The organism is Thermocrispum sp., assembly GCF_002919275.1.
Taxonomy (GTDB): Bacteria; Actinomycetota; Actinomycetes; order Mycobacteriales; family Pseudonocardiaceae; genus Thermocrispum; species Thermocrispum agreste.
Genome location: NZ_PKFA01000018.1, coordinates 1 through 24,825, shown reverse-complemented (window position 1 = coordinate 24,825; position 24,825 = coordinate 1). Strand labels below are relative to the sequence as shown.

At 70.4% G+C, this 24,825-nt stretch carries 19 protein-coding genes and 1 tRNA gene; 15 read left to right on the top strand and 5 right to left on the bottom strand.

Translation table 11 applies throughout. The annotated features are described in order from the left end of the window. Window positions 1-54 precede the first annotated feature (54 nt). A complete protein-coding gene (locus tag CXP56_RS03835; RefSeq protein ID WP_286899839.1) occupies window positions 55-1,575 on the bottom strand; it encodes a hypothetical protein in 1,521 nt (506 codons plus the stop codon). A gap of 95 nt (window positions 1,576-1,670) precedes the next feature. Here CXP56_RS03835 and CXP56_RS03830 point away from each other — a divergent pair. Beyond that, window positions 1,671-1,744 (top strand) — tRNA-Thr (locus tag CXP56_RS03830). Window positions 1,745-1,888: 144 nt separating this feature from the next. Beyond that, window positions 1,889-3,286: a methylenetetrahydrofolate--tRNA-(uracil(54)-C(5))-methyltransferase (FADH(2)-oxidizing) TrmFO gene (trmFO, locus tag CXP56_RS03825; RefSeq protein WP_211227645.1), complete on the top strand. Its 1,398-nt coding sequence runs from the start codon at window positions 1,889-1,891 to the stop codon at window positions 3,284-3,286. A 1,441-nt stretch (window positions 3,287-4,727) separates the two neighbouring features. Here the strand turns inward: trmFO and CXP56_RS03820 are convergent. Next, a complete protein-coding gene (locus CXP56_RS03820; RefSeq protein ID WP_245566709.1) occupies window positions 4,728-6,329 on the bottom strand; it encodes a carboxylesterase/lipase family protein in 1,602 nt (533 codons plus the stop codon). Window positions 6,330-6,584: 255 nt separating this feature from the next. Here CXP56_RS03820 and CXP56_RS03815 point away from each other — a divergent pair, with 255 nt between their 5' ends. Genes CXP56_RS03815 through CXP56_RS03805 form a run of 3 tightly spaced genes read left to right on the top strand, consistent with a single transcriptional unit; the run spans window position 6,585 to window position 9,198 of the window. Then, a complete protein-coding gene (locus tag CXP56_RS03815; protein WP_156899317.1) occupies window positions 6,585-7,346 on the top strand; it encodes a sensor histidine kinase in 762 nt (253 codons plus the stop codon). Next, a complete protein-coding gene (locus CXP56_RS03810) occupies window positions 7,343-8,539 on the top strand; it encodes a sensor histidine kinase (protein WP_051310367.1) in 1,197 nt (398 codons plus the stop codon). The genes CXP56_RS03815 and CXP56_RS03810 overlap by 4 nt, the downstream gene beginning before the upstream one ends. After that, complete coding sequence (locus CXP56_RS03805) at window positions 8,539-9,198, top strand: response regulator (protein WP_028848551.1); 660 nt, start codon at window positions 8,539-8,541, stop codon at window positions 9,196-9,198. Before CXP56_RS03810 ends, CXP56_RS03805 begins: the two co-directional genes overlap by 1 nt. A gap of 34 nt (window positions 9,199-9,232) precedes the next feature. Here the strand turns inward: CXP56_RS03805 and CXP56_RS03800 are convergent, their stop codons facing one another. Together CXP56_RS03800 and CXP56_RS03795 are read right to left on the bottom strand one after the other, a co-directional pair. Further along, the gene (locus CXP56_RS03800; protein ID WP_051310368.1) at window positions 9,233-9,601 is read right to left on the bottom strand and encodes a hypothetical protein; all 369 of its coding nucleotides are present in this window, start codon (window positions 9,599-9,601) and stop codon (window positions 9,233-9,235) included. 756 nt (window positions 9,602-10,357) lie between these two features. Next, window positions 10,358-10,537, bottom strand: coding sequence for a hypothetical protein (locus CXP56_RS03795; RefSeq protein WP_028848553.1), 180 nt, complete (start codon window positions 10,535-10,537; stop codon window positions 10,358-10,360). Window positions 10,538-10,886: 349 nt separating this feature from the next. Between CXP56_RS03795 and dnaE the strand changes: the two genes are divergently transcribed. The 4 genes from dnaE to glyA all read left to right on the top strand — a co-directional run bounded on the left by dnaE (window position 10,887) and on the right by glyA (window position 17,541). Beyond that, the gene (dnaE, locus tag CXP56_RS03790) at window positions 10,887-14,453 is read left to right on the top strand and encodes a DNA polymerase III subunit alpha (protein ID WP_286899836.1); all 3,567 of its coding nucleotides are present in this window, start codon (window positions 10,887-10,889) and stop codon (window positions 14,451-14,453) included. A gap of 131 nt (window positions 14,454-14,584) precedes the next feature. Next, the gene (locus tag CXP56_RS03785; protein WP_028848555.1) at window positions 14,585-15,358 is read left to right on the top strand and encodes a DUF998 domain-containing protein; all 774 of its coding nucleotides are present in this window, start codon (window positions 14,585-14,587) and stop codon (window positions 15,356-15,358) included. 296 nt (window positions 15,359-15,654) lie between these two features. Next, window positions 15,655-16,197, top strand: coding sequence for a gamma carbonic anhydrase family protein (locus CXP56_RS03780; protein ID WP_028848556.1), 543 nt, complete (start codon window positions 15,655-15,657; stop codon window positions 16,195-16,197). Window positions 16,198-16,272: 75 nt separating this feature from the next. After that, window positions 16,273-17,541: a serine hydroxymethyltransferase gene (gene glyA, locus CXP56_RS03775; protein WP_028848557.1), complete on the top strand. Its 1,269-nt coding sequence runs from the start codon at window positions 16,273-16,275 to the stop codon at window positions 17,539-17,541. A gap of 224 nt (window positions 17,542-17,765) precedes the next feature. Here glyA and CXP56_RS03770 read toward each other — a convergent pair whose 3' ends face one another. After that, on the bottom strand, window positions 17,766-18,305 hold the full coding sequence (locus CXP56_RS03770; protein ID WP_028848558.1) for an inorganic diphosphatase: 540 nt from the start codon (window positions 18,303-18,305) through the stop codon (window positions 17,766-17,768). A 166-nt stretch (window positions 18,306-18,471) separates the two neighbouring features. On the opposite strand from CXP56_RS03770, the gene dacB reads away from it, so the two are divergent. The 6 genes from dacB to CXP56_RS03740 form a co-directional block, all read left to right on the top strand. Further along, window positions 18,472-20,160 (top strand): D-alanyl-D-alanine carboxypeptidase/D-alanyl-D-alanine endopeptidase, encoded by a 1,689-nt coding sequence (dacB, locus tag CXP56_RS03765; protein ID WP_051310369.1) that lies wholly within the window; start codon window positions 18,472-18,474, stop codon window positions 20,158-20,160. Window positions 20,161-20,178: 18 nt separating this feature from the next. Continuing rightward, window positions 20,179-21,240: an Rv3626c family coenzyme F420 biosynthesis-associated protein gene (locus CXP56_RS03760; RefSeq protein ID WP_038045474.1), complete on the top strand. Its 1,062-nt coding sequence runs from the start codon at window positions 20,179-20,181 to the stop codon at window positions 21,238-21,240. Window positions 21,241-21,296: 56 nt separating this feature from the next. Next, window positions 21,297-22,247 carry a tRNA lysidine(34) synthetase TilS gene (tilS, locus tag CXP56_RS03755; protein ID WP_038045721.1) on the top strand — a complete coding sequence of 317 codons (951 nt, stop codon included), beginning with the start codon at window positions 21,297-21,299 and terminating at the stop codon, window positions 22,245-22,247. Then, window positions 22,244-22,840 (top strand): hypoxanthine phosphoribosyltransferase, encoded by a 597-nt coding sequence (gene hpt, locus CXP56_RS03750; RefSeq protein ID WP_286899833.1) that lies wholly within the window; start codon window positions 22,244-22,246, stop codon window positions 22,838-22,840. The genes tilS and hpt overlap by 4 nt, the downstream gene beginning before the upstream one ends. Window positions 22,841-23,013: 173 nt before the next feature. Next, window positions 23,014-23,379, top strand: a complete 366-nt coding sequence (locus CXP56_RS03745) for a hypothetical protein (RefSeq protein WP_286899832.1) — start codon at window positions 23,014-23,016, stop codon at window positions 23,377-23,379. A 51-nt stretch (window positions 23,380-23,430) separates the two neighbouring features. Next, window positions 23,431-24,825, top strand: a 1,395-nt coding sequence (locus CXP56_RS03740) for a WXG100 family type VII secretion target (protein ID WP_286899831.1), incomplete at its 3' end; no start/stop codon positions are given.

Sequence of the window (24,825 nt, the reverse complement as noted above, 5' to 3'; positions counted from 1 at the left end):
GCTGCGTGCGCGGTCCTGGCCACCGGCGCACCTCGGAACACGGGCGCACACGACTCAGTCCTGCTTGCGCGGCCGGGCCACCGCGAGCAGATACGCGCCGAGCAGGACGAGCCCCGCACCTCCCCACAGCAGGACGCGGATCGGCGGTGCGGACGAGCGACCCGGGGCGATCTCGTCGGGCGGGGCCGCGATCGTGACCTCCCCGGCACCGGGTTCGCCGCACCGCGCGCCGGAGGGTGGCGCGGCTGCCCGGACGGCTTGCTCGCCGAGCGTGAAGTGCGCCAGCGTCGACGGCAGCTCGTGGTCACGCTCGAGCGCATCGGTGAGTGCATCGGTGGGCAGCAGTTGCACGTCGAGCAGCCGAGCGGACCCGGTGACCTGATGGCCGGTGAACGGCTCGTCGAGCGTGGCGGATCGGGTCGTCAATCCGCCCACGGACAGCCTGAGCACGAACAACTCGGTGACCCGGGACCGGTTCGCGGCGGACAACCGCACGGGCTTGCCGTTGGTTCCCACGCCGTATCCGTCGACGATCGGCTGGCTGGTCAGCCCGCGCTGGGCGAACCCGCGTCCGGGTACAGCGATCGGGACGTCCCGGGCCGGGCGGGTCCGGTCCAGGCGGAACAGGGTTCGGCCGCCACGCTTGAATTCGACCACCGGGGTGTCGTGGACGATGCGGGAGGTCTCCGGTTTTCCAGTGCTGTTCGCGGTCAATGCTGGCGCGTTGCGGACCGTGGCGGTCATGGCAAGCGGGCTGCCCGGGAAGATGTCGATGCGGTCGGCCTCCACCCGTGACGTCGCGCGCACCGTGGGGCGCTTGGCGGCGGTCAGCACGTCGACCGTCGCGACCGTGGTCAACCCCCGTGGGACGCGGACGAGCGGGCCCTCGCCGGCCCGGCCGGAGAGCAGGCCGCCGAGCGTGGCGATGCTTCCGGACGGCATGCGGCCGGGAAGGCCGAGCTCGGTGAACGGGACGTCCGGCAGCGACGCCACCGCCGCGCCCAGCGAGATGGGACCGCTGGTCGTCGTGGCTTTCGCCACCTGCCCGACGCACGGCCCGCGGTCGACGCTCCAGCGTGCGTGCACCTGGCCGGCAAGCCGCTCGGTACGCATCAGCGCGGCGAGCGGGCCTTCCTCCGGTGGTAGCTTGCCGCGGGCAGGCTCGGCCTCGCTCGGTGGCGCCGTCCTGACGAGGCTGTCGCCGGTGGCAGGGGCCCGGGCCGACAGTGCGGTGCCTGCCGGGACGGCTCGCGCTATCGCCCGCTCGTACGGCAGCTCGGCGCCGGTGTCGACACTGACGGTGCTGAGACCGATGCCGCCTTCGAACGAGCGGGTCGGCGACACCAGGTCGGCTGCTTGGGGCAGGAGCGAGGAGTCAGGGACCGAGCCGGCAAGCAGGCGAGTCAGCGCGGCCGCTGTGCCGGCGTCGCCCAGTGCCGCACCCACGTCCGGGCGGGCGTCCGTACCGGTCGCGGGATCGGTGCCGAGCAGGGCGTGCTGACCGGCCGCGGCGGGCGCAGCGCAAGTGCCGACCAGCCCCACCGCGAGCGTCAGCGCCACGACCCGTGCCCGCACTCTCGCCTCCCACGCACGTCGTCCGGACGATGGTAAGCGGGAAAGGGTGGGGGTGCTGATCCACACCGACGCATGTCGCTACACTGTTGGACGTTGCCGCCTTAGCTCAGTTGGCCAGAGCGATTCACTCGTAATGAATAGGTCGCGGGTTCGATTCCCGCAGGCGGCTCGCCGTGGAAGCCCCGCCGGGCCTGGCAGAGGAAGTCAGAACCGGCGGGGCTTCGGCATGACCGGGCCGGGCAGGGCCCGGCGTGCTTGACCGCCGCCACCGCCGCTGTCCAGGTGCGTTCGGCTGTGGCCTACCTTGGAGACGATGCGTGCAATGCGTCCCGTCCACGTCATAGGAGCCGGCCTCGCAGGCAGCGAGTGCGCCTTCCAGCTCGCCGCGCGCGGCATCCCGGTGGTGCTGCACGAAATGCGCCCGGAGCGCATGACACCCGCGCACAGCACCGGGTGGTGCGCCGAGCTGGTGTGCACGAACTCGCTGCGCTCGGACGACCCGGAGCACGCCGCCGGGCTCCTGAAGCGTGAGATGGAGTCCTTTGGCTCGCTGGTCATCGGTGCGGCGCGGGCTTCGGCGGTGCCCGGCGGCTCGGCCCTGGTGGTCGACCGCGACCAGTTCTCCGCGCGTATCACGGCGACCCTGGAGCGCATGCCCGGTGTGACGATCGAGCGCCACGAGGTGACCGATCTGCCCGACGGTGACGTGGTCGTGGCGACCGGGCCGCTGACCTCGCCCGCCCTGACCGAGCGGATCCAGGGCATCCTCGGGTCGGAGCACCTCTACTTCTACGACTCCATCGCCCCCATCGTGGAGGCGGACAGCCTCGACACCAGCCGCATGTTCTGGGCCTCGCGCTACGGCAAGGGCGAGGGAGACGACTACCTCAACGTGCCGCTGACGCGCGAGGAATACCTCGCCTTCCACCAGGAGCTGATCACGGCCGACGTGGTGGAGCTGCACGAGTTCGAGAAGAACCTGTTCTTCGAGGGCTGTCTGCCGATCGAGGAGATGGCGCGGCGCGGGGTCGACGTGCTGCAGCACGGACCGATGAAGCCGGTGGGCCTCACCCCGCCGGACGGCAGCAAGCCGTACGCCGTGCTGCAGCTCCGCCAGGAGAACCTGAGCCGCAGCCAGTTCAACATGGTGGGCTTCCAGACCCGGATGAAGTGGAGCGAGCAGCGGCGGGTCTTCCGCACCTTGCCCGGCTTCGCCGACGCGAAGTTCGCGCGTTTCGGCCAGGTCCACCGCAACACCTTCATCAACGCGCCGCTGCACCTGGACGAGCTGTACCGGTTGCGCAAGGAACCGCGGGTGCGGCTGGCTGGCCAGATCACCGGCGTCGAGGGGTACCTCGAATCGGCTGCCGCCGGCCTCGTCGTGGCGCTTTACGTCGCCCTCGAGCGGCGCGCGGAGACGGGCCAGGAGTTCGAGCCGTTGCCGACGACCACGGCGCTCGGGGCCCTGGCACGCCATCTGACCCAGTCGGATCCGCGCCACTTCCAGCCGTCGAACATCCAGTACGGCCTGTTCTCCGAGCTCACCGTGCGGCTGCCCCGCCGGAAGCGGCGCGCCGCCTACGCCGATCGTGCTCGCCGTGACCTTGAGGCCTGGCGGCGGAAGTTCGAGGTGCCTGCCGTCACGCCGCCCGCCGTCGATGTGGAGGCGCGCATGGAGGCCGCGGAGGCTGTGCCGACGGACGTCGCCTGACGGTCGACACTGCGCGTCCTCCGGCGACGGCCGGGAGGTCTTCGACGGGATCAGCGAACTGCTCCAGCCAGCCCGAGCTTTGCGCCCTGCTCGAGGGTCGATCCCGCCATCGTGGGAAGCGCTGGGCTGCGCTCGGCAGCGGCCGAATCTGTGGTGCGCCATGGACAGGTGACGACACGGGCGAGGGTTTCGGCGTGGCTGACGAGTCGCCGGGCTCGGTCGGCGTGACCCGTCGTGGCCACTGCGGCGGCGACCTGGGCTGGTGCTTGTGCTTGCTCGTCGGAGGCGGTGATGGCACGGGCCAGTGATTCGGCTCGGTCATGGTCATCGGTTGCCGCCGCTGCTTTCGCCAGCCGGGCCAGGACCTGTGTCGTCCAGCAGGGGTCGGCGATGGTGTGGGCGAGGGTTTCGGCGTGGCCGACGAGTCGCCGGGCTCGGTCGGCGTGACCCGTCGTGGCCACTGCGGCGGCGACCTGGGTCGGTGCTTGTGCTTGTCAGGTGGCGTCGCTGACGGAGTGATCCAGGGCTTCGGCTCGGCCGGGGTAGCCCGCTGTCGCCATGGTCTCGGCGACCTGCGCCAGTGCCCGTCCGTGCCAGAGGAGTCGCTGACCGAGCCGGGGAGGCCTTCGGCCCGGTCGAGGTCGCCGGTGCTCGCCGCTGTTCCGGCCACCTTGGCCAGTGCCTCCGACCGCTGCTCGGGGTCGGTGACGGCGCCGGCGACGGTTTCGGCCCGATCGACAAGGTGCCGGGCTCGGTCGCGGTCACCGGCCGCCGCTGCTGCTTCGGCCAGTCTGGTCAGCGCTTGGGGTTCCCAGAAGGCGTCGCCGAGGGAGGGCACGAGGGCGTTGACGTCGTCGACGAGGTGCCGGGCCTGGTCGAGAACGCCGATCCTTGCCACCACGACGGCCAGCCGGGCCAGTCCCAGTGCTTGCCACATGGGGTTGACGACGGAGTTACGGATGAGCCAATCGGCCTCGTCGACGAAGTGCCGAGCTCGGTCAGCGTCTCCCGTCGTCGCCGCTGTTCCGGCCTGCCCGGCCAGCGTCTTTGCCCGGTGATCGGGGCGGCGATGGCGCGGGCGAATGATTCGCTCTGGCCGAGCTGGCGTCGTGCTCGGCTGGCGTCGCCTGCTGTCCTCGCTGCTGTGGCTACCCGGGCCAATGCCTGGGCTCGCAGCATGGGATCACGCAAGGAACGGGCGAGCGATTCGGCGCGGTCGTCGTTGCCCAGCTCGGCCCACGCGGCAGGCAGCCGGACCGGGTATGTCGCGGGATACCTCCCCGGGCTTGTCACCCGTCACCACGGATCTGTCCCGTCCTTTCCCGGCCGACCCTGTCCACACCGGCACTACCTGCACGGCATGCCGATGTCGACAGGGTCGAGACCGCAAGATTCGCTTGCACCGAAACGGGTCACGGGCTTGCTGCCCGTCGTCCGGCCGTCACGGCAGTTGCGACCAGAAGCCGCACTGATGCGCTGCGGCGAAATCGATCTGGTGGATCTGTCCGGAGCCTGGGGCGAGTTGCTGCGTACCGGTGGACTGCCCGGGCCGCATGCGTGGCCACGGCACGCTACCCGCCGTCGCATCCGGGGCGCCGGAGGTTACGAACGACGCCCAGTAGTCGATCATCTGTTCCGCCAGCTTCCGCTGGTCCTCGGTCAACGGCGGTGCCATGCCGAGCAGGTCGAAGAAGTACCACAGCTCCGAGGCGTGCTGCGCGCCCGTCGGGATCCCCGGCTCGGGCCCGAGCGGCGGCGGGCTCGGATCGGCGAACTCGTAGTGGTACACCGGGACGCGCTCGGCCAGGCGCCGTGTGATCCGGTACTGGCTGCACGCCCACGAATCGTCGGTGACGATGGCCGCCCACGCATTGGCCGGCGTCGGGTAGTCGTGCAGCGGATAGCGTTCGCTGATCGTGTCGGCGTCGTCGCCGAAGGTCTCCTGCAGCACCGTGCGGTAAGTGGTCTCGCTCATCGGCTTCCCGGCGTCGTAGACGGACGTCCACGAGGTGGCTTCGTCCTTGGTGCTGCCGGACAGCACCGGAACGCGGTTGAACAAGCCTTTTCGTATCGCCTGCTCCGGTTCGACCGGCAGTGTCGCCGTGCCGTAGGCGGGTTGGATGAAGTGCTGCTGCACCGACATCAGCCGATCCACCGGGAGCTTGCGCAGACATTCCAGAACGGTCCGCGGGTCGCCCTCGCAGCCGAGCTGAGCTGCCGTGGCGGCGCCGCGTTGCCGCATGACGTCGACCGGCTGGAAGATCGACGAGGCCTGTTCGTTGCGGTAGTGGTAGTTGTCCCGCCATCGGTAGCCGCACGAGCCGCTTTGCATGATCGCCTTGTCGAACAACCCGCGCGCGGACGGCGAAGTCAGCTGGGCGCACACGCTCATTGCGCCCGCGGACTGGCCTGCCACGGTGACGTTGCGCGGATCTCCGCCGAAGGCGGCGATGTTGCGGCGCACCCACTTCAGCGCTGCCTGCTGGTCTTGCAGGCCGAACGTCCCGGACCCGGCAAGCCCGGGATGGGCGAAGAAGCCGAACACGCCCAGCCGGTAGTTGACCGTGACCACCACGATGTCTCCGCGGGCGGCCAGCCGTTTGGCGTCGTAGTTGCTGCCCGTGCCCATGAAGAAGCCACCGCCGTGCACCCACACCAGGACCGCTCGTGGTTTCGCCGACCGCTTCACCGGTGTGGTCACGGTGAGGTACAGGCAGTCTTCGCTCTTGCTGCCCTCGGGGACTTCGCCCGGATGCTGCGGGCAGGCGGGCGGTGGCTTGGTCGCGTCCCGTACGCCCTCCCAGGGCTGGGGCCTGGCCGGCTTCCGCCACCGGAGCTTCCCGGTCGGCGGGGCGGCGTAGGGGATGCCTTGGAAAACGGCCGTGGCCCCCTGCCAGGTGCCGCGTACCTTGCCGTACTCGGTGGTCACGATCGGCCCATCCGCCTCGTCCGGTTGCGCGGCCGCAGGCGGAACGAGGCAGGCAAGCAGGCAGAGCGTCGCGGCTGCGCCCAGGAACGGGCGCCATCGTCGGCTGATCATCATCGTCCCCCTCGTCGTCGATCCTGGCCGATGTACCGAGTTCAGCGCGCCGGACCGGCCGGTGAACAGCCGCATTGGAGGGCAACGCGATCGACGAAAGTTGCGCCTTGTCCACCTGGCGTGCATCTTTGGTGGTCTCTTGCCGCGCATGGGCGCACAGTTGCACCAGGTGCACATACGGTGACCGGCATGATCGCAGCGACGCGCAGGGACCGCCGGACCGCGTGGTCCGGCGGGTGGTGCAACCGTGGTCAGGCGATGGCTGACGGTGCCGCATTGGGTGTGGTCGCGACGCTGTCGGTGCTCGTGCCGCTGCTGTTGCCCGAAGGAGAGCCGCGCGCGAACGCCCTGGCCGGGACGCTCGGGTTCGTGCTCGTCGCGGCCGCGCTCCTGGCGGTACGTCGGGCCCGGCCGGGTGGTCAGCAGGCGGTCGCAGCCGGTGCGGTGGTGACGGTGACAGCTGGTGTGCTGGCCTTTCCCGGGCTCCTTGCCACCTCGAACGACCTCACCAACCTGTGGATGCCGCTGGCTTCGGTGTGGCCGACCTACGGTGCTTGCCGCTACCGGCAGGACCGGCGACGCGCGTGGCTGATGATCGGGCTGCTCACCGCAGTCGTCACCCGGCCATGGGTGGCTTCGGTACCCGTGGTGGCCACCGGGCTGCTGTATCTGACCGTGCCGATGCTGTTCGGTTTCTACCTGTGCGCGCGACGGGCCGTGGTGGCTTCACTGACCGAGCGCGCCCGGCGAGCGGAGCGAGAGCAAGAACTCCTCGCCGAGCAGGCCAGGGCCGACGAACGGGTGAGGATCGCGGCCGAGCTGCACGACATCGTCACCCATCGGCTCACCCTGATGGTGCTGCACGCGGGTGCGCTCGCGGTCTCCGCGCCGGACGCAGACACCCGCGCCACCGCGGAAGAAGTGCGCGCCACCGGCGCCAAGGCGCTCGACGAACTGCGCGACCTGATCGGCGTGCTGCGCAGGCCGACCGGCTCGGCCGGATGGATGGTGCCCCGATGACGGCGTTCGGTGCGCGGTCTACGCGTTCTACCGGCCGGTTCGACGTCCCCGCCGCGGTGATGGCGGTCCTGGCGACGGTCGTCGTGGAGGCCGTCGCCGCAGTGGCGCACCCCGCCTCCACCATGGCGGGGGCAGAGGCGATCACGGTTCTGGTGCAGCTTCCGGCGGCGGTGCTGGTGGGACTGCGCAAGCGGCGTCCGCTGTGGCTGGTGGCGGCGACGTTCCTGGGAACGGTTGCGTTGCTGGTGCTGACCCTCGCCGGTGTTGCTGCAGACCGGTTCCCGGGGGACGCCGTGACGGTGTTCGTCCCCGTGATCACCCCGGTCGCGGTCTATGCGGCAGCGGCCTATCCGGCCAGCCCGCGGCGCGCCGTTCCGATGCTGGCGGCGTTGTTCCTGGTCGCGTCCAGACCGTGGGATCCGCACCCGGCGGTCGTCACGGTGGCTGCCGTGGTGGTCGGCCTGCCCGCGGTACTCGGCCTGTACGTGGCGGCCCGCCGGAGGCTGATCGCGGAGCTGATCGAACGTGCGGAGCACGCCGAACGGGAGCAGGCGATGCTGGCCGAGCGGGCGAGGGCCGACGAACGTGCCAGGCTGGCGGAGGAAATGCACGAGGTGGTGACCGAGCGGGTCCGGCAGATGCTGGCCGGGGCCGAACGCCTGCCGGGGGAGCCCGCGCGGCACATGATCGATGCGGGCCGCCAGGTGCTCGCCGAGCTGGCCGATCTGGTCGCAGCGCTGCGCGCCGACCTTCCGGGCGAGCAGGCAGCCGCCACGGTGTCGTCACTGGAGCAGTTGGCCGAGGAGTCCGCAGCGGTCGGCTTGCCGGTCGAGCTCGTGCACGACGGCGACATCGGCGATTTGTCGCCCGCTGTGCACCGCACGGTCCACCGGGTGGTGCAGGAGTCGTTGACGAACGTGCGCAAGCACGCTCCAGGCGCCAGGACGCAGGTGCGGGTCAGCCGCCATGGTGGTCGAGTACGTGTCGTCGTGCGCAACAGCCCGCCCGCCTCCCGGGGAGGCGACGCGGAGCTGGCGGCTACCGGGTCGGGCCTCGGCCTGCGAGGCTTACGCCATCGCGTGGAACTGGTCGGTGGCACTGTGCGTGCGGGCCGGGAGCCGGACGGTGGCTTCGCCGTGGATGCGGTCCTGCCCGACTTCGTGCCCGCGCCCACTGGGGGAGGACTTGCGTGATGATCCGGGTACTGACCGTCGACGACGAACCCATGGTGTGCGCGCACTTGGCCACCATCCTCGGAACGGCGGACGACATCGAGGTGGTGGCGGAGGCGCACGACGGGGAAGCTGCGGTGGGAGCCGTCCGTCGGCATCGACCCGACGTGGTGCTGATGGACCTGCGGATGCCGGGCGTGGACGGGCTCGTCGCCACCGAACGCATTCGGGCAATGCCCGCACCCCCGGTGATCGTCGTCCTGACCACCTTCGACGCCGACGAGTACGTCCTGCGGGCGCTGCACGCAGGCGCGGCGGGATTCCTGGTCAAGTCCACCCCGCCGCAGGATCTCATCAATCTGGTGCGGGTAGCTGCCGACGGGCACACGGTGCTGTCCCCGCAAGCGGCGCGGCGTCTCGTCGCGGCGTCGTCCGACGGCGAACGCCATCGGCAGCGGGCGCGGCAACTGGTCGGCGAACTGACCGATCGCGAGGTCGACGTGCTGAAGTGTCTCGGAGAAGGCCTGTCCAACGCCCAGATCGGGCACCGGTTGCACCTGTCCGAGGCCACCGTGAAGAGCTACGTCTCGCGCATGTTGGTGAAGCTGGACTGCGAGAACCGCACACAGGCCGGCCTGCTGGCGTACGACGCTGGGTTGGTGAACCGTTCGGCGCCGTGACAGCGACTTCCGGCCGTGCCTGCCGGGGCCGCGATCAGGACCGGAGGAACCGGAACTGGCCGGCGCCCGCCGGTACCCAGACGCCGGTGCCCGTACCGGCGTGCTCGCTCTCGTCGGGCAGGGCCAGGACCGCGTCCAGGACCGTGGTGACGTTTCCGTGCTCGCGCCAGAGCACGGTCGAGGGTGCCATGATGTCCGGCTCGTCCACCGGCATGCGGGTCGCCGTGACGTCGTCCTCGGCGTGCAGCTGCACGACGTCGACCACGCCGTCGTGCACCCGGATGCCGACCACGGCCTGCACCTGGCCTTGGGCGTCGGTGGGGTGGAGGAACTGGAAACCCAGGTCGATCAAGGCGGTGAGCCGGGCGCTCACCGGATCCGGCTGTCCGGGCGAGGTGGTCATCGACGCGCCTCGCCCGGGCCGAATGACGGCGCATCCAGCCTGACTTCCCGCCGGAACAGGCGGGTCACTCGTGTTCCGGTGATGACCCCCATCATCGCTCTGCCTCGTGGTGTGTGGGGATACATTTGCACATGCATCGGACCGTGACGCGAACCCTAGGCCGGGTACGAGGAGGGCTGCAAGTGCCGCCCCTGCGCATCGTGTGCCCTTCTTCACGCCGCGGTATTCCGCCATCGCGCGGCTTTCACTCAGACGGTTCAGCGGCCGAGATCGAGAGTGGCTGCCGGTAAGAACGGCTCGTGACAGCGGTCACAAGTACTACGACGAACGGCGGATTGAGGCCAGTCGATTCGGTGGTTTGTGGCCTGTCCCGCCCGGCATGGGGACGGCGGTCGCCGTCGAGGAGCTGGACAGCTGGATCCTGCCCGTCCCACCGGCATGGGGACGGCACGCACGAGCCGGACGGATCGGACGGCGATGGCTGCGCGTCTGGGGCGGCTGGCGGCCGCCGCGTACCTCACGGCTCCGGCGCTCGACGCACCGCGCAGGTGAACTCGGGCGCGAGGGAGTACCGAATCGGGGAGCGGCAGGTAGGCGTGGGCCCGGTGCTGGAAGGCGTCGTGCACGGTCCGGCAGGTAGGCGTGGGCCCGGTGCAGGAAGGCCTCGTGCACGGTGTCGATCCCCGGGGGAGCGGCAGGCAGGCGTGGGCCCGGCCCTTCCTACGCTGCCGAACGCGTCGAACGGTCTCCGGCGAGCTACGCAGCCTGACGGGCGGGGGTCGTGCTGCGCAGCGCGATGTACTGGTCGAGCAGAGCGTTCATGCGGCGTTCGGCCCGGGCAGCGGCCTCGGGGTTCCGATCGCACCGGGCCCGCTGCAGCTCGCGGCGGGCCATGGCGATCTGCATGGTCAACACACGGATGCGCGGCGAGTTCACATCGGTATTCACGCATGGCGGCCGCGCCGCGGATCACCGATGCCCGTCATGGGCGATCCCGCTCACGCCCGACATGGGGGATGCTGGTCGTGCACACTCGCTCACGCCACGTCACTTGTCGTTGTTTTCCCAGGTAGGAGCGGCTTTACCAGCGCGAGGCGAGGTGTCCGCCCAGCGGGTCGGCCAGCGGTCGGCCGTCGTCCGCCTGCCGGTTTCGATCCGTCGCGGCATGGCGTCGATGGGCGCGCCGCCGCAGCGGTTAGATTGGGGCTTCATCCGGCCGAGCGAGGGCCGCAGGATCCGGCCCGCGCGGGCCGAAGACGAGCGGTGCGGGAGGTAGTGTCACGCGATGTCCGACAGCTCGTTCGTCCATCTTCACGTCCACACCGAGTACTCGATGCTCGACGGTGCGGCGAAGATCGGACCGCTGTTCGCCGAGGCGGAGCGGCTGGGCATGCCCGCGGTGGGCATGACCGATCACGGCAACATGTACGGCGCGGACGAGTTCTACCGGCAAGCCGTCAAGTCGGGCATCAAGCCGATCATCGGCATCGAGGCCTACCTCGCGCCGATGAGCAGGCACCACAAGAAGCCGGTCTTCTGGGGCCAGACCAACCAGCGTGACGCCGACGAATTCGGCGAGGGCGGCGACGTCTCCGGCGGTGGTGCGTACACGCACATGACGATGCTGGCGGAGAACGCCCAGGGCCTGCGGAATCTGTTCAAGCTGTCCTCGCTGGCCAGCATCGAGGGCTACTACCGCAAGCCCAGGATGGACAAGGAGCTGATCGCCGAGCACGCCGAGGGCATCATCGCCACCACCGGCTGCCCGTCCGGTGAGGTGCAGACCCGGCTGCGGCTGAAGCAGTTCGACGAGGCGCTGCAGGCGGCGGCGGATTACCGCGACATCTTCGGCAAGGACAACTTCTTCCTCGAGCTGATGGACCACGGGCTGCCGATCGAGCGCGCGGTCCGCGAGGGCCTGCTGGAGATCGGCCGCAAGCTCGGCCTGCAGCCGCTGGTGACCAACGACTCGCACTACGTCACCAAGGATCAGGCGGGCCCGCACGCGGCGCTGTTGTGCGTGCAGTCCGGCAAGACGCTCAACGACCCGAACCGCTTCAAGTTCGACGGCGACGGCTACTACCTGAAGTCCGCGCAGGAGATGCGCGAGTACTGGGACTCCGAGGTCCCGGGCGGGTGTGACACCACGCTGCTGATCGCCGAGCGGGTGCAGTCCTACGAAGAGGTCTACGCGCACCGCGACCTGATGCCGCGCTACGACGTGCCGGAGGGGCACACCGAGGCCTCCTGGCTGCACCACCAGGTGATGGAGGGCCTCAAGCGCCGCTTCCCGGACGGCATCCCGGACGGCTACGTCGAGCGGGCCGAGCACGAGCTGAAGGTCATCGAGGAGAAGGGCTTTCCTGCCTACTTCCTGGTGGTCGGTGACCTGGTCCGGTACGCGCGCAGCGTGGGCATCCGGGTCGGTCCAGGCCGTGGCTCGGCGGCCGGGTCGCTGGTCGCCTACGCCCTGGGCATCACCAACATCGACCCGATCCCGCACGGCCTGCTGTTCGAGCGGTTCCTCAACCCCGAGCGCGTGTCCATGCCGGACATCGACATCGACTTCGACGACCGCCGCCGGGGCGAGATGATCCGGTACGCCACCGAGAAGTACGGCGAGGACAAGGTCGCGCAGGTCATCACGTTCGGCACCATCAAGACCAAGGCGGCGATCAAGGACGCCGCCCGGGTGCACTTCGGCCAGCCCGGCTACTCGATCGCGGACAAGATCACCAAGGCGCTGCCGCCGCCGATCATGGCCAAGGACATCCCGCTGTCCGGCATCGTCGACCCCAGCCACGAGCGGTACGGCGAGGCGGCCGAGGTGCGGTCGCTGATCGAGAACGACCCCGAGGTCAAGACGATCTTCGACACCGCGCGCGGCCTGGAGGGGCTGATCCGCAACGCCGGCGTGCACGCCTGCGCGGTGATCATGTCGCGGGTGCCGCTGATGGACGTCATCCCGCTGTGGATGCGCGAGGACGGCGCGATCATCACCGGCTGGGACTACCCGTCGTGCGAGGCCATCGGCCTGTTGAAGATGGACTTCCTGGGCCTGCGCAACCTGACGGTCATCGGTGACGCCATCGACAACATCAGGGCCAACCGGGGCGAGGAAATCGACCTCGACACCCTGCCGCTGGACGACAAGAAGACCTACGAGCTGCTCGGCCGCGGCGACAGCCTCGGGGTGTTCCAGCTCGACGGTGGCGCGATGCGCGATCTGCTGCGCCGCATGCAGCCCACCGAGTTCAACGACATCACCGCGGTCAACGCGCTGTACCGGCCCGGTCCGATGGCGATGAACACGCACAACAACTACGCGGACCGCAAGAACGGCAGGCAGGAAGTCAAGCCGATCCACCCCGAGCTGGAGGAACCGCTCAAGGACATCCTGGACGAGACCTACGGCCTGATCGTCTACCAAGAGCAGATCATGCAGATCGCGCAGCGGGTGGCCGGCTACTCCATGGGCCGCGCGGACATCCTGCGGCGCGCGATGGGCAAGAAGAAAAAGGAAGTCCTGGAGCAGGAGTTCGCCGGCTTCGCCGAAGGCATGCGCGCCAACGGCTATTCCGAGGACGCGATCAAGACGCTGTGGGAGACGGTGCTGCCGTTCGCCGGCTACGCATTCAACAAGTCCCACGCGGCCGGCTACGCCCTCGTCGGGTACTGGACCGCCTACCTGAAGGCGAACTACCCCGCCGAGTACATGGCGGCGCTGCTGACCTCGGTGGCGGACAACAAGGACAAGTCCGCCGTCTACCTGTCCGAATGCCGCAGGCTCGGCATCAAGGTGCTGCCGCCGGACGTCAACGAATCGGTGGAACGATTCTCGGCAGTCGGTGACGTCATCCGCTTCGGCCTCGGCGCCATCCGCAACGTCGGCGCCAACGTGGTGCAGTCGATCATCAAGACCCGTGAGGAGAAGGGCAAGTACACCTCCTTCACCGACTTCATGGACAAGTCGGAGCTGGTCGTCTGCAACAAGCGGGTCATCGAATCGCTGATCAAAGCAGGCGCGTTCGACTCGCTCGGACACACCCGGCTGTCGCTGATCCAGAACCACGAGGAAGCCGTCGACGCGGTCGTGCCGCTCAAGCGTCAGGAGGCCATGGGCCAGTTCGACCTGTTCGGCGGTTTCGGCGAGGCCGAGACGGCCGACGACTCCGGCCACTCGCCGCTGGCCCACCTGAAGTTCACCGACGAGGAGTACCCGCGCAAGCAGAAGCTCGCCTACGAGCGGGAAATGCTCGGCCTGTACGTCTCCGGGCATCCGCTGGACGGCGCCGAGCGCATCCTGCGCAAGCACGCACCCAAACCGATCGCGCAGATCCTGGCCGACCCGCCCAAGGAAGGCGAGATCGTCATCGCCGGGTTGATCACCAGCATGGAACGCCGGGTGAACAAGAACGGCGAGCCGTGGGCGATCTGCACGGTGGAGGACTTGGACGCGGGCATCGAGGTGCTGTTCTTCCCCAAGGCGTACGCGCTGTTCGCCGCCGAGCTGCACGAGGACAACGCCGTCGTGGTCAAGGGTCGGGTGAACTGGCGGGAAGAGCGCATGTCGGTGTTCGGCGGCTCGGTGGTCTCGCTCGATCTGTCCGCGGTCGAGATGGGCGCCGAGGAGGAGCCGTTCGTGCTGCAGGCGGCGGCCGACAAGCTGGATGCCGCGGTGGTGGGCGAGCTCAAGCGCACGCTGGAGGTGCACCGCGGCGACACTCCGGTGCACTTGAAGCTGGTCGGCGGCAAGAAGGAGACGATGCTCGCGCTGGACCTCACGGTGCGGCCGAGCCCGTCGCTGCTCGGTGAGCTGAAGGCCATCCCCGGCATCAGCGTGCCCAGCTGATCGCGCCCGACCTCCGGTTGCCGCCACCGCCGTGGTGGGGTTGACCGGAAGACCGGGTGGGGCTGCCACCAACGCCAGGTCTCTGTCCTGCCGGATGGGCTCTGACCTGGGATTTCGCCATCGTTTGATGCATGGCGAACATCGTTGCGGCTCCCGTTTCCGCCCGGTCGGCCACCGCCCCTGTCACCCGTTCGGCGTGGCCGCACCCGCTGGCCGTCGGCCGTCTGCTCGGCATGACCGGCGTGATCGTGGCGTTCGTGTTCATGCTCCTGCTGCACCTGTTGGCGGGGGCCGCCATTCAGCCGGTGACCGAGACGCTCTCCGGTGCGGTGTTCGCTCCCGGGGTGGGGTGGATGTTCCCGGCCGGGGTGACGAGCATGGCGGTGGCCGGCCTCGGCGTGGCCGTCGTGCTGCACGGCAGCGGACTGCCGGTCGGCCGGGTGGCCATGGTGGGCGCGTGGCTGACCACGGTCGGGCTGGTGTTGGTGACGCTGTTCCCCACCGATCGGGTCGGTGCCGGGTCGATCTCGGCGCAAATCCACCGCTACGCCGCGGCGGTCGCGCTGCTCGCGGTGCCGGTCGTCGCTCTGCTGGTCGCCCGGCTGCTCGGGCACGGCAAGCGGATGCTGCAGGCCGCGGCGTGGTTCGTGGTGGTGGTCCTGGTGCTCACCGGTGTGGCGATCTTCCTGCCCGGTGTCTTCGATCCGGTGCGCGGGGTGATTCAGCGCGTGCTGCTGGTCGGGGAGCTGGTGGTGCTGGCGCAGCTGATCCACCTGACGGTGCGGGCCGCCGTGCGCTCCGACCGGCCGGTGCTCGCTGCCAACCGCGAGACTTCGTCCACAGCTGAGTCACCGGAGGCTGTGACAGCGACGTCCGCCGCTTGTCTGGAAGGCTCAGCCGTGTAGCGGGTCGTGCTCGCCAAAAGGCGTCCCAGCGGTCCAGGTCGTGTGCGGCAGCGCTTGCCGCACACGACGCCTGCCCGGCGCGGGATGACGCCTCGAACGGCTCGGACGATTGATTCAGTTCGTCACGATTCCTGGCGCAGTTCCGCCGGTTCGGGATCGTCCGGTCGGATGCGTCGACTGCCACGCTTCCGAGCCAGGCGTGGGCTGACGACGATCGCGGGCCAGTGTGCCCCATCACACTGCTGGTGGCATGCTGCCGCCTTGACCTCGGCAGCGGCGTGGCATAGGAGAGACGCATGCCTATCTACTCCTTCGAGGGGAAGACCCCGCGTGTGCATCCGGACGCTTGGATCGCTCCCACGGCGACGCTGATCGGGGACGTCGAGGTCGGCGCGGGCGCGTCGATCTGGTACGGCGCCGTGCTGCGAGCAGACTTCGGTCGCATCGTGGTCGGCGAGGGCGCCAACATCCAGGACAACGCCGTCGTGCACGTCAACGAGGGCGTGTGCGAGATCGGCAAGAACGTCACGGTCGGCCACCAGGTGCTGGTGCACGACTGCACCGTCGGCGAGCAGGCGCTGATCGGCAACGGCGCGACGGTGCTGGACAAGGCGGTCATCGGCAAGAAGGCGATGGTGGCCGCGGGCGCGGTGGTGACACCGAACACCGAGGTGCCCCCGGAGTCGATCGCGATGGGCGCACCCGCCAAGCGGATCCAGCCGCTGAGCGAGTCGCAGCGGGGCTGGGTGGAGTACAACGCGGTCATCTACCAGGAGATGGCGCGCAGGCACCGGGACGGCATCCGGCTGGTGGAGGAAGCCGAGCGGCCGGACGCGTGAGGGCCGGGCCACCGGATGCGTGGTGCGGATCCCAACGGTGCCGACCGCCTGGCCCGCGGACGATACGCTCAGCTCATGACCCACCAGCCGCAGATTTCCACCCTGGCCGCCACCGACCCCGAGGTGGCGAACCTGATCGAGGCCGAGGCCCGGCGCCAGCACGACAAGATCCGCATGATCGCCTCGGAGAACTACGTGTCCGAGGCCGTGCTGGAGGCGACGGGCACGGTGCTGACCAACAAGTACTCCGAGGGGTACGCCGGCAAGCGGTACTACGAGGGCCAGCAGGTGATCGACCAGATCGAGCGGCTGGCCATCGAGCGGGCCAAGGCCGTGTTCGGGGTCGAGCACGCCAACGTCCAGCCGTACTCCGGCTCGCCGGCCAACCTGGCGGTGTACTTGGCGTTCGCCAAGCCCGGCGACAAGGTCATGGGGATGTCGCTGCCCCACGGTGGACATCTGACCCACGGCTGGAGCGTGTCGGCGACCGGCATGTGGTTCGAGCCGGTGCGCTACGGGGTGCGCAAGGACACCGGCCGGGTGGACATGGACGAGGTGCGCCAGCTGGCGCTGGAGCACCGGCCCAAGGTGATCTTCTGCGGCGGCACGGCCATCCCGCGGACCATCGACTTCCCGGCGTTCGCCGAGATCGCCCGCGAGGTCGGCGCCGTTCTGGTGGCCGACATCGCGCACATCGCCGGCCTGATCGCAGGCGGAGCGCACCCGTCCCCGGTCGGCCACGCCCAGGTCATCACCACCACGACGCACAAGACGCTGCGCGGCCCGCGGGGCGCCATGATCCTCTCGGACGCCGAGCACGCCAAGGCGATCGACAAGGCGGTGTTTCCCGGCCTGCAGGGCGGGCCGCACAACCACACCACGGCGGCCATCGCGGTGGCGCTGCACGAGGCGCAGCAGCCGTCGTTCACCGAGTACGCGCACACCGTGGTGGCCAACGCCAAGGCGCTGGCCGACGCGTTGCTGGAGCGCGGCTTCGACCTGGTGTCCGGCGGCACGGACAACCACCTGCTGCTCATCGACCTGACGTCGAAGGGGATCGGGGGCAAGCCCGCGGCGCAGGCGCTGGACCGCGCGGGCATCGAGCTGAACTACAACACCGTCCCGTTCGACCCGCGCAAGCCGTTCGACCCGTCGGGGATCCGGCTGGGCACCGCGGCGCTGACCACCCGCGGGCTGAAGCCGGAACACCAGCCGCAGATCGCGGACTGGATCGACCGGGCGGTGACGGCCGCGGTGAGCGGGGACGAGCCCGCCATCGAGAAGATCGCGGGCGAGGTGCGGGAGCTGCTGGCCCAGTTCCCCATGCCGGGTTACCTCGTCTGAGCGCACCGCAGGCAGCCAAGGCAGCGAAGAACTCCGACGCGGACCGGCCGAACCGGCTGCGCCGGGGTTCTTCTTCTCTTGGCTGAGGTATGCGCGGCACGCGCTGCGGTGACGTCGGACGGATTGTTCAGCGGACGCGCACGGGATCGCCGCTCGCGCTCGGCGCGGCCGCCGACGATCGGCCGGGCGGCCAGGAGAAGTAGGGAAAACGCGTCGGTGGGTGCTCAGGCTTCGCCGGTGGTCTGCTGTTCGCCCTCGCCGGGCTCGCCTTCCTCGGCGGCCCGCTGCTGCCTGGCCCGCTCGTAGGACGCCCTGATCTCGGCCTCCGCCTCGGCGCGGCCGACCCACCTGGCGCCCTCGACGCTCTTGCCCGGCTCCAGGTCCTTGTAGACCTCGAAGAAGTGCTGGATCTCCATCCGGTGATAGGTGTCCAGATGGTGGATGTCGCGCAGGTGCTCGGTGCGCGGGTCCTCGGCGGGGACGCACAGCACCTTGTCGTCGCCGCCCTTTTCGTCGGTCATCCGGAACATGCCGATCGCCCGCGCCCGGATCAGGCACCCGGGAAACGTCGGCTCCTGCACCAGCACCAGGGCGTCCAGCGGATCGCCGTCCTGGCCGAGCGTGTCGTCGATGAAGCCGTAGTCGGCCGGGTACTGCGTGGCGGTGAACAGCGTCCGGTCGAGTTTGATCCGGCCCGTCCGGTGGTCCAGCTCGTACTTGTTCCGTTCCCCTTTGGGGATCTCGATGGTGACGTCGAACTCCATGTTTCTCCTTCGTCGCGGCCGGCCGGCGAGGGCAACGTGCCCGGGTGTCCGTACGTTCATGCGTTTGAGGAGGTTTGTCCCACCCGCACTGCCGGGCGCGCGGCGTGTTTAGTGTGGACCAGGTACCGGGTGGTTGCATGCACGAGGCGTGGCGAGGGAGACGTAGGTGACAACGGAGCGTGGTCCAGGCCGCCCGCAGGAGGAGTGGCCGACCGTCGATCTGGACCCCGGCGCCGCGGCGCCGCGCCAGCCTTCCTCGCCGTATCCGCCCGGCACGGTGCGGCCGCCGGGGGAGCCGATCCCGGTCAAACGTCCGCCGCAGCAGGAACAGCAGCCGCAGCAGCCGCAGGCACGGCCGCGGCCGGCGCCGGACGTGCCGTTGCACGAGATGCCGACGCGCATCATTCCCGCGGTCGAACCGCCGCAGCCGCCGGAGCCGGAACCCGACCCGCAGCCCGAGGGCGCCGGAGGCGGCAAACGGAAGCGGCGGCTCATGGTGCTCGTCGTCCTCGCCGTGGTCGTCGTGCTGCTGGCGGCGGCCGCCGTCGTGCTGACCCGGCCGTCGGTCGCCAATCGGTTGATGCTGCCGTGGGCGCCGAACAAGCCGCTGGCGGACGAACCCGCGCCCATGACCCTGTCGAGGGCCATCACGGTGCCCACGGCGAAGCAACCGCCGACCCCGGGCGGGGTCGAGAAGGCGCTCGCTTCCGTGGTCGGCGACCCGGCGCTGGGCGTACTGGCCGGCGTCGTGGTGGACCCGTCGACCGGTGACGTGCTGTGGGAGAAGGACCCGGGCCTCGCGTCGCCCCCGGCCTCGACGCTCAAGATCCTGACCACCGCTGCGGCCCTGCTCGAACTCGGCCCGGACGCCAGGTTGACCACGCGTGTGGTGCAAGGCGCACCGCGCGAGGTGATCCTGGTCGGCAGTGGCGATCCCACGCTGACCGTGCTGAAGGACTCCGAGGATTCGTTCTATCCAGGGGCCGCCACGGTGGACGAGCTGGCCGAGCAGGTCCGGAAGGCGACCGGGGGCAAGGTCGACATCGTGCGGGTCAGCACCGCTGCCTACCGCGGTCCGGCCACCGGGCCCGGTTGGGATCCGTCGGATGCTCCGTCGACGTACGCGGCGCCGATCGAGCCGGTGATGGTGGACGGCGGCCGGCTGGACCCGACCCGGTTCGATGCGGACCGTGCCTTGGAGCCCGCGCTGGAGGCCGCGCGGGCGCTCGCCACCCGGCTGGACGCCCAGGCCGTGTCCGGCGAGCCGGACGTCTCGGAGGACGCCGACGTCCTCGGTGAGGTGCAGTCACCCCCGGTCGAGGAACTGGTCACGATCGCACTGACCGATTCCGACAACGTGCTGTCCGAGGCCCTGGCCAGGTGGGTGGCCACCGAGCGGGGCGAGGAGCCGTCGTTCGACGGCGCGGCCAAGGCCGTGCGGGCGGTGCTGGAGGAGGCGGGGTTCGACCTGGCAGGCGTGGAGATCGCCGACGGCAGCGGGCTGTCGCCGGAGAGCAAGGTGCCTCCCCGGCTGCTGGCTGACATCCTCACCGCGGCGGCCGGTGACGACGAGGTGGCGCAGAAACTGCGTCCGCTGCTGGCCGGCCTGCCGGTCGCCGGCGGCACCGGCACGCTGTCCGATCGGTACGTCGACGGCCAGGCCGAGCAGGCCAAGGGCTGGGTGCGGGCCAAGACAGGCACACTGGACCGTGTGAACACCCTGGCCGGCACGGTGCTCACCGAAAGCGGCTCGACGTTGGTCTTCGCGTTGATGTCCGTCGGTACCGATCAGCAGGTCGCCCGGCCCGCGCTGGACGACGTCGTGGGCGCGCTGCGTGGTTGCGGATGCTCGTGAGCGGGTAGCGTCGAGGCTGTGAGTGAGCCGACTACCCACGACAAACCTGCCGGCCCGGCATTGGTCGACTGGGACGTGGCCGCGTCCACGGCGGCGGTCTTCGTCGGCGGCGGGCCGGGGGTGCCGCCCGCCGAGGCGGAGCAGGCGGTGGCCGAACTGACTCGGCTGGCCCGCACCGCCGAGCACCACGTGCGGGAACTGACCGGGATGGGCGCAGGCCTGCCGATCCCGGAGGCCGCGGTGCTGGATCGGCGGTCGTGGGTGCGTGCGGCCGCGGACGGGCTGGACGCGCTCACCTCGCGCGCCATCGCGTCCCACCCGCGGGCGGCCGAAGCGGTCGCGAGCAAGCGGATGATGCCCAGGAGCGCGGGCGTGCAGACCGGCCTGGCCCTGGCGTTCTTGGGCACCAAGGTGCTCGGGCAGTACGAGCCGTTCGGCCGCGACGGAAGCGGTGGGCGGTTGCTGTTGGTGGCGCCGAACATCGTGCACGCCGAGCGGGCGATGGGCGTGCCCGCGCAGGAGTTCCGGCTGTGGGTGTGCCTGCACGAGTCCACCCACCGGCTGCAGTTCACCGCCGTGTCCTGGCTGACCGAGTACTTCGTCGACGAGGTGGGCCGGTTCATCGCCGGGATGGACGACGTGCCGTCGAACTTCTTCGCCCGGCTGCCGGACGTCATCCGGTCCGCGCGCGGCGGCACGCTCGGCTTGGTGGAGGCCATGCAGTCGCCGGGCCAGCGCAAGGCGTTCGACCGCCTGGTGGCGCTGTCCACCCTGCTGGAAGGGCACGCCGATTTCGTCATGGACGCGGTCGGCCCCCAGGTGGTGCCGTCGGTGGCGAAGATTCGCCGCCGATTCACCGCGCGCCGCAAGGGCGGCAGCATGCTGGACCGGCTGCTGCGGGTGCTGCTCGGGGTCGACGCCAAGATCCAGCAGTACGAGCAGGGCGGCGCCTTCGCCCGGCACGTGCACCGGCGGGCGGGCATGGCAGGCCTCAACGCGGTGTGGCGGTCGCCGAACACCCTGCCGACCAGAGCGGAGATCTCCGAACCAGAGGCATGGCTGCGTCGCATCAACCCGTGAGGATCGCGCCCAGCGTCGCGCCGGGTGGCAAGCCCGGGCGCGCGGGCCCGGCTTCCATGCAGATCCGCGCCGCGGTGCGGGCAGTGCTGGCCGAGGCGGAGGTGTCCGGGCCGGTGGGGGTGGCGGTGTCCGGCGGAGCGGATTCACTGGCGCTGGCCGCTGCCGCTGCGGCGATCGCCGGTGAAACCCACGCCGTCGTGGTCGATCACGGCTTGCAACCGGGATCGGCCGAGATCGCCGAGGCCGCCGCCGAGGTCGCCCGCAAACTCGGCGTCACCACCGCGCGCGTCGTCCCGGTCGAGGTGGACGGCCCCGGCGGGCTGGAAGCCGCGGCCCGGCGGGCCCGGTACTCCGCGTTGCGCCAAGCGTTGCCGCACATGCCGGTCCTGCTCGGCCACACCCTCGACGACCAGGCGGAGACCGTTCTGCTCGGCCTGGGCCGGGGCTCGGGGCCACGGTCGATCGCGGGCATGCGGCCGATCGACCCGCCGTGGCTGCGGCCGCTGCTGGACCTGCCGCGGTCGGTGACCGCCCGGTCGTGCGCCGAACTCGGGGTCGAGCCGTGGCAGGACCCGCACAACGCCGACCCCGCCTTCACCCGGGTACGGCTGCGCACCGAGGTCATCCCGCTGTTGGACGATGTTCTGCAGGGCGGTGTCGCGGGAGCATTGGCCCGGACCGCCCGTCAGGTCAGAGAGGACCTGGAAGCCCTGGATGCGCTGGCCGGCGACTTGCTCACCGCCGCGCGGCTGCCCGGCGGTGAGCTGGCCGTCGGGCCGCTGGAAGGTGCACACGCGGCGATCCGGCGCCGGGCACTGCGCCGGTGGTTGCTCGACCGCGGAGCGCGCGATCTCAGCGAGGGGCACCTGCGCGCGGTCGACGACTTGGTGAGCCGATGGCGGGGGCAAGGGGGAGTGTGGCTCCCCGGGGACTTGGTGGCCGCCAGGGCACATGGCAGGCTGACGCTGGCCGGCAGACGCGAACGGGTGAACGAGGAGTGCGGATGAACGTCGGAGGGGACCAGCCGGGTGTGGCGACCGGGCCCTACGCGGGCGAGATCGCCAAGGTGCTGATCACCGAACAGCAGATCAAGGACAAGACCGCGGAACTGGCGACCAAGGTCGCCGCCGACTACTGCGGCATCGTGGCGCAAGGCGAGGATCTGCTGCTGGTCGGGGTGCTCAAGGGGGCGGTGATGTTCATGACGGACTTCGCCCGCGCCCTGCCGATCCCGGCCCAGCTGGAGTTCATGGCGGTCAGCTCCTACGGATCGTCCACGTCCTCCTCCGGCGTGGTGCGCATCCTGAAGGACCTGGACCGCGACATCACCGGGCGGCACGTGCTGATCGTGGAGGACATCGTCGACTCCGGGCTGACCCTGTCCTGGCTGTTGCGCAACCTGGCCACGCGCAACCCGGCCTCGCTGGAGGTGTGCTCGCTGCTGCGCAAGCCGGAGGCGGTGAAGGTGGACGTCCCGGTCAGCTACGTGGGCTTCGACATCCCCAACGAGTTCGTGGTCGGCTACGGGCTGGACTACGCGGAGCGTTACCGGGACCTGCCGTTCATCGGCCTGCTCGACCCCAAGGTGTACGCGGCGTGAACGCGATTGCGGCAGGCAGGTGCCAGCTGCCGCAACGGCGTTGCCAATTCGATGGCGATCGGGAACCCTGATCGCAGAGAAACCGTCATATCGGCACAACCGGTGCGTTAACCTTAGCGAACACGACGAGCCGCGCTGCGGGGCGCGGACTGGGGAACAGGGGAGAGTGACCAATGGCCAAGACCCTCGCAGACGCGGAGGCGTTCGCCAGGGCGGCCGCTGAGGGCCAGATCGGCATCGATCCGGATGCCGCCAGGACCGTGCTGAACAAGATCCGTGCAGGCAAGGACGAGGTCGAGGACCTGCTGCGTGCGGTGGACGAGCTCAACGTCCAGCCGAAGCTGGGCGCCAACCCGGTTGGCACGGCGATGGCCAGGAAGAGCGCCAACCGTGCCGCGGGGAGCGAGGACTCGTACGAGCAGGCGTTGCGGAACTTGCACGCACACTACGAGAAGGTCGAGCGGGCGTTGGTCGCGGCCATCGAGAACTACGAGGAGATGGAAGCCGCGGGTGCCGAGTCCTTCCGGCGGCAGATGTGACGCCTCACCCGCCCAGCCAGTCGTCCTTCGTGTTCAGGAGCAGGGGGAACCGTGTACGAATCCGATGACAACCGGCCGCAGGTGCCCGGCGGGCGATCTCCGCACGGGGCGGGGCGGTCGACGGACGTTCTCGGCGACACCTCGACCGCCGAGCAGCTGGTCCGGTCCGCGCAGCGCAACCGCGACGACTTCATGTACGGCGACGACCGGGCCATCACCAATCCGCCGAACTGGCCGTCGTACTCCAGCCGCGAGCTGTACGAGGGCGCGGTCAACAACAACGACCCCGGCTCGGCGGAAGAGCTCGGCGCGCTGTGGATGTCGCAGGGCAAGCGGCTCAGCGACGCCGCGGACGCGCTGTACGAGGCGATCACCGAGCTGGCGGGCGCGTGGGTCGGCAAGGCCTCCGGTGCCGCGCAGGGCGCGCTGGTCGAGGTGGCCAACGCCTCCAGCACGGCGGCGGACGCCGCGCGCACCATGGGCAAGCGCATGCAGGACCAGGCGGCGGCCGCGGCCGAGGTGAAGAAGATGCCGCCGCCGAAGGAGTTCGACCTGGACCGGGCGCTGGCCGCAGGCCTGTCGGGTGGCCCGGCCGCGATGGCGGCGGACATGAAGAAGCAGGCGGACGAGGCGCGCGCGGTGCAGCAGGAGCAGCAGCGCTACATGAACGCCTACACCAAGGCGATGTCCGAGGTGGACAGCACCACGCCGAGCTTCGCCCCCGAGTCGATCGGCCTCAAGCCGGTCGAGCAGAGCCACCGCAGCACGTCCGTGCGGGGCACCCTGTCCGGGTTCAGCGGCGCGGGCGGCGAAGCCACCTCGCTGAGCAGCATCGGCGGCGAGGTGCGCGGCATGAACGCCGGCCAGCTGGGCTTCGCGGGCGGCTACTCCGGTGGCGCCGGCAGCGGCGGCAGCGGCGTGGCCGGCGGTGTCGATGTCGACGGCGGTCACCGTGGCGCGGCGACGGACAAGCCGGTGAGCACCAGCGGTACGGCGCAGATCACCAGCCAGGGCAACGGTCCGAGCGCGGGTTCCGCGTTGGGTGCTGCGGCGCTGGGCGCCGGCGTGGGTTACGCGGGCGCCAAGGCGCTCAGCAGGGCCACCACGGGTGGCGGCAAGCACTCCGGCCGCAAGCCGGGTGAGGAGCCGGAGCCGACGCTGGCCGAAGGCGCGCAGACCGGGGTGGCGGAGAACATGGAGGTTCCGCCGCAGGGCGCTCCGCCGGAGGCGACGACCCAGGCCCCGGTGCTGCAGGGTCAGCCACCGCTGGCCAAGCCGGGCGCGACCGCGGCGGTGGCCAGCGGCGACCCGCAGCTGCAGGCGAAGGGGCAGCCGCATCCGCACGGGCAGCCGTTGCCGCAGCAGCCGCTGCCGCAGCAGGCGCAGGCCGCCGCGATGGCGCCGGGGCCGGTGCAGCCGATGGGCCCGGCAGGCGCCGGTGCCCCC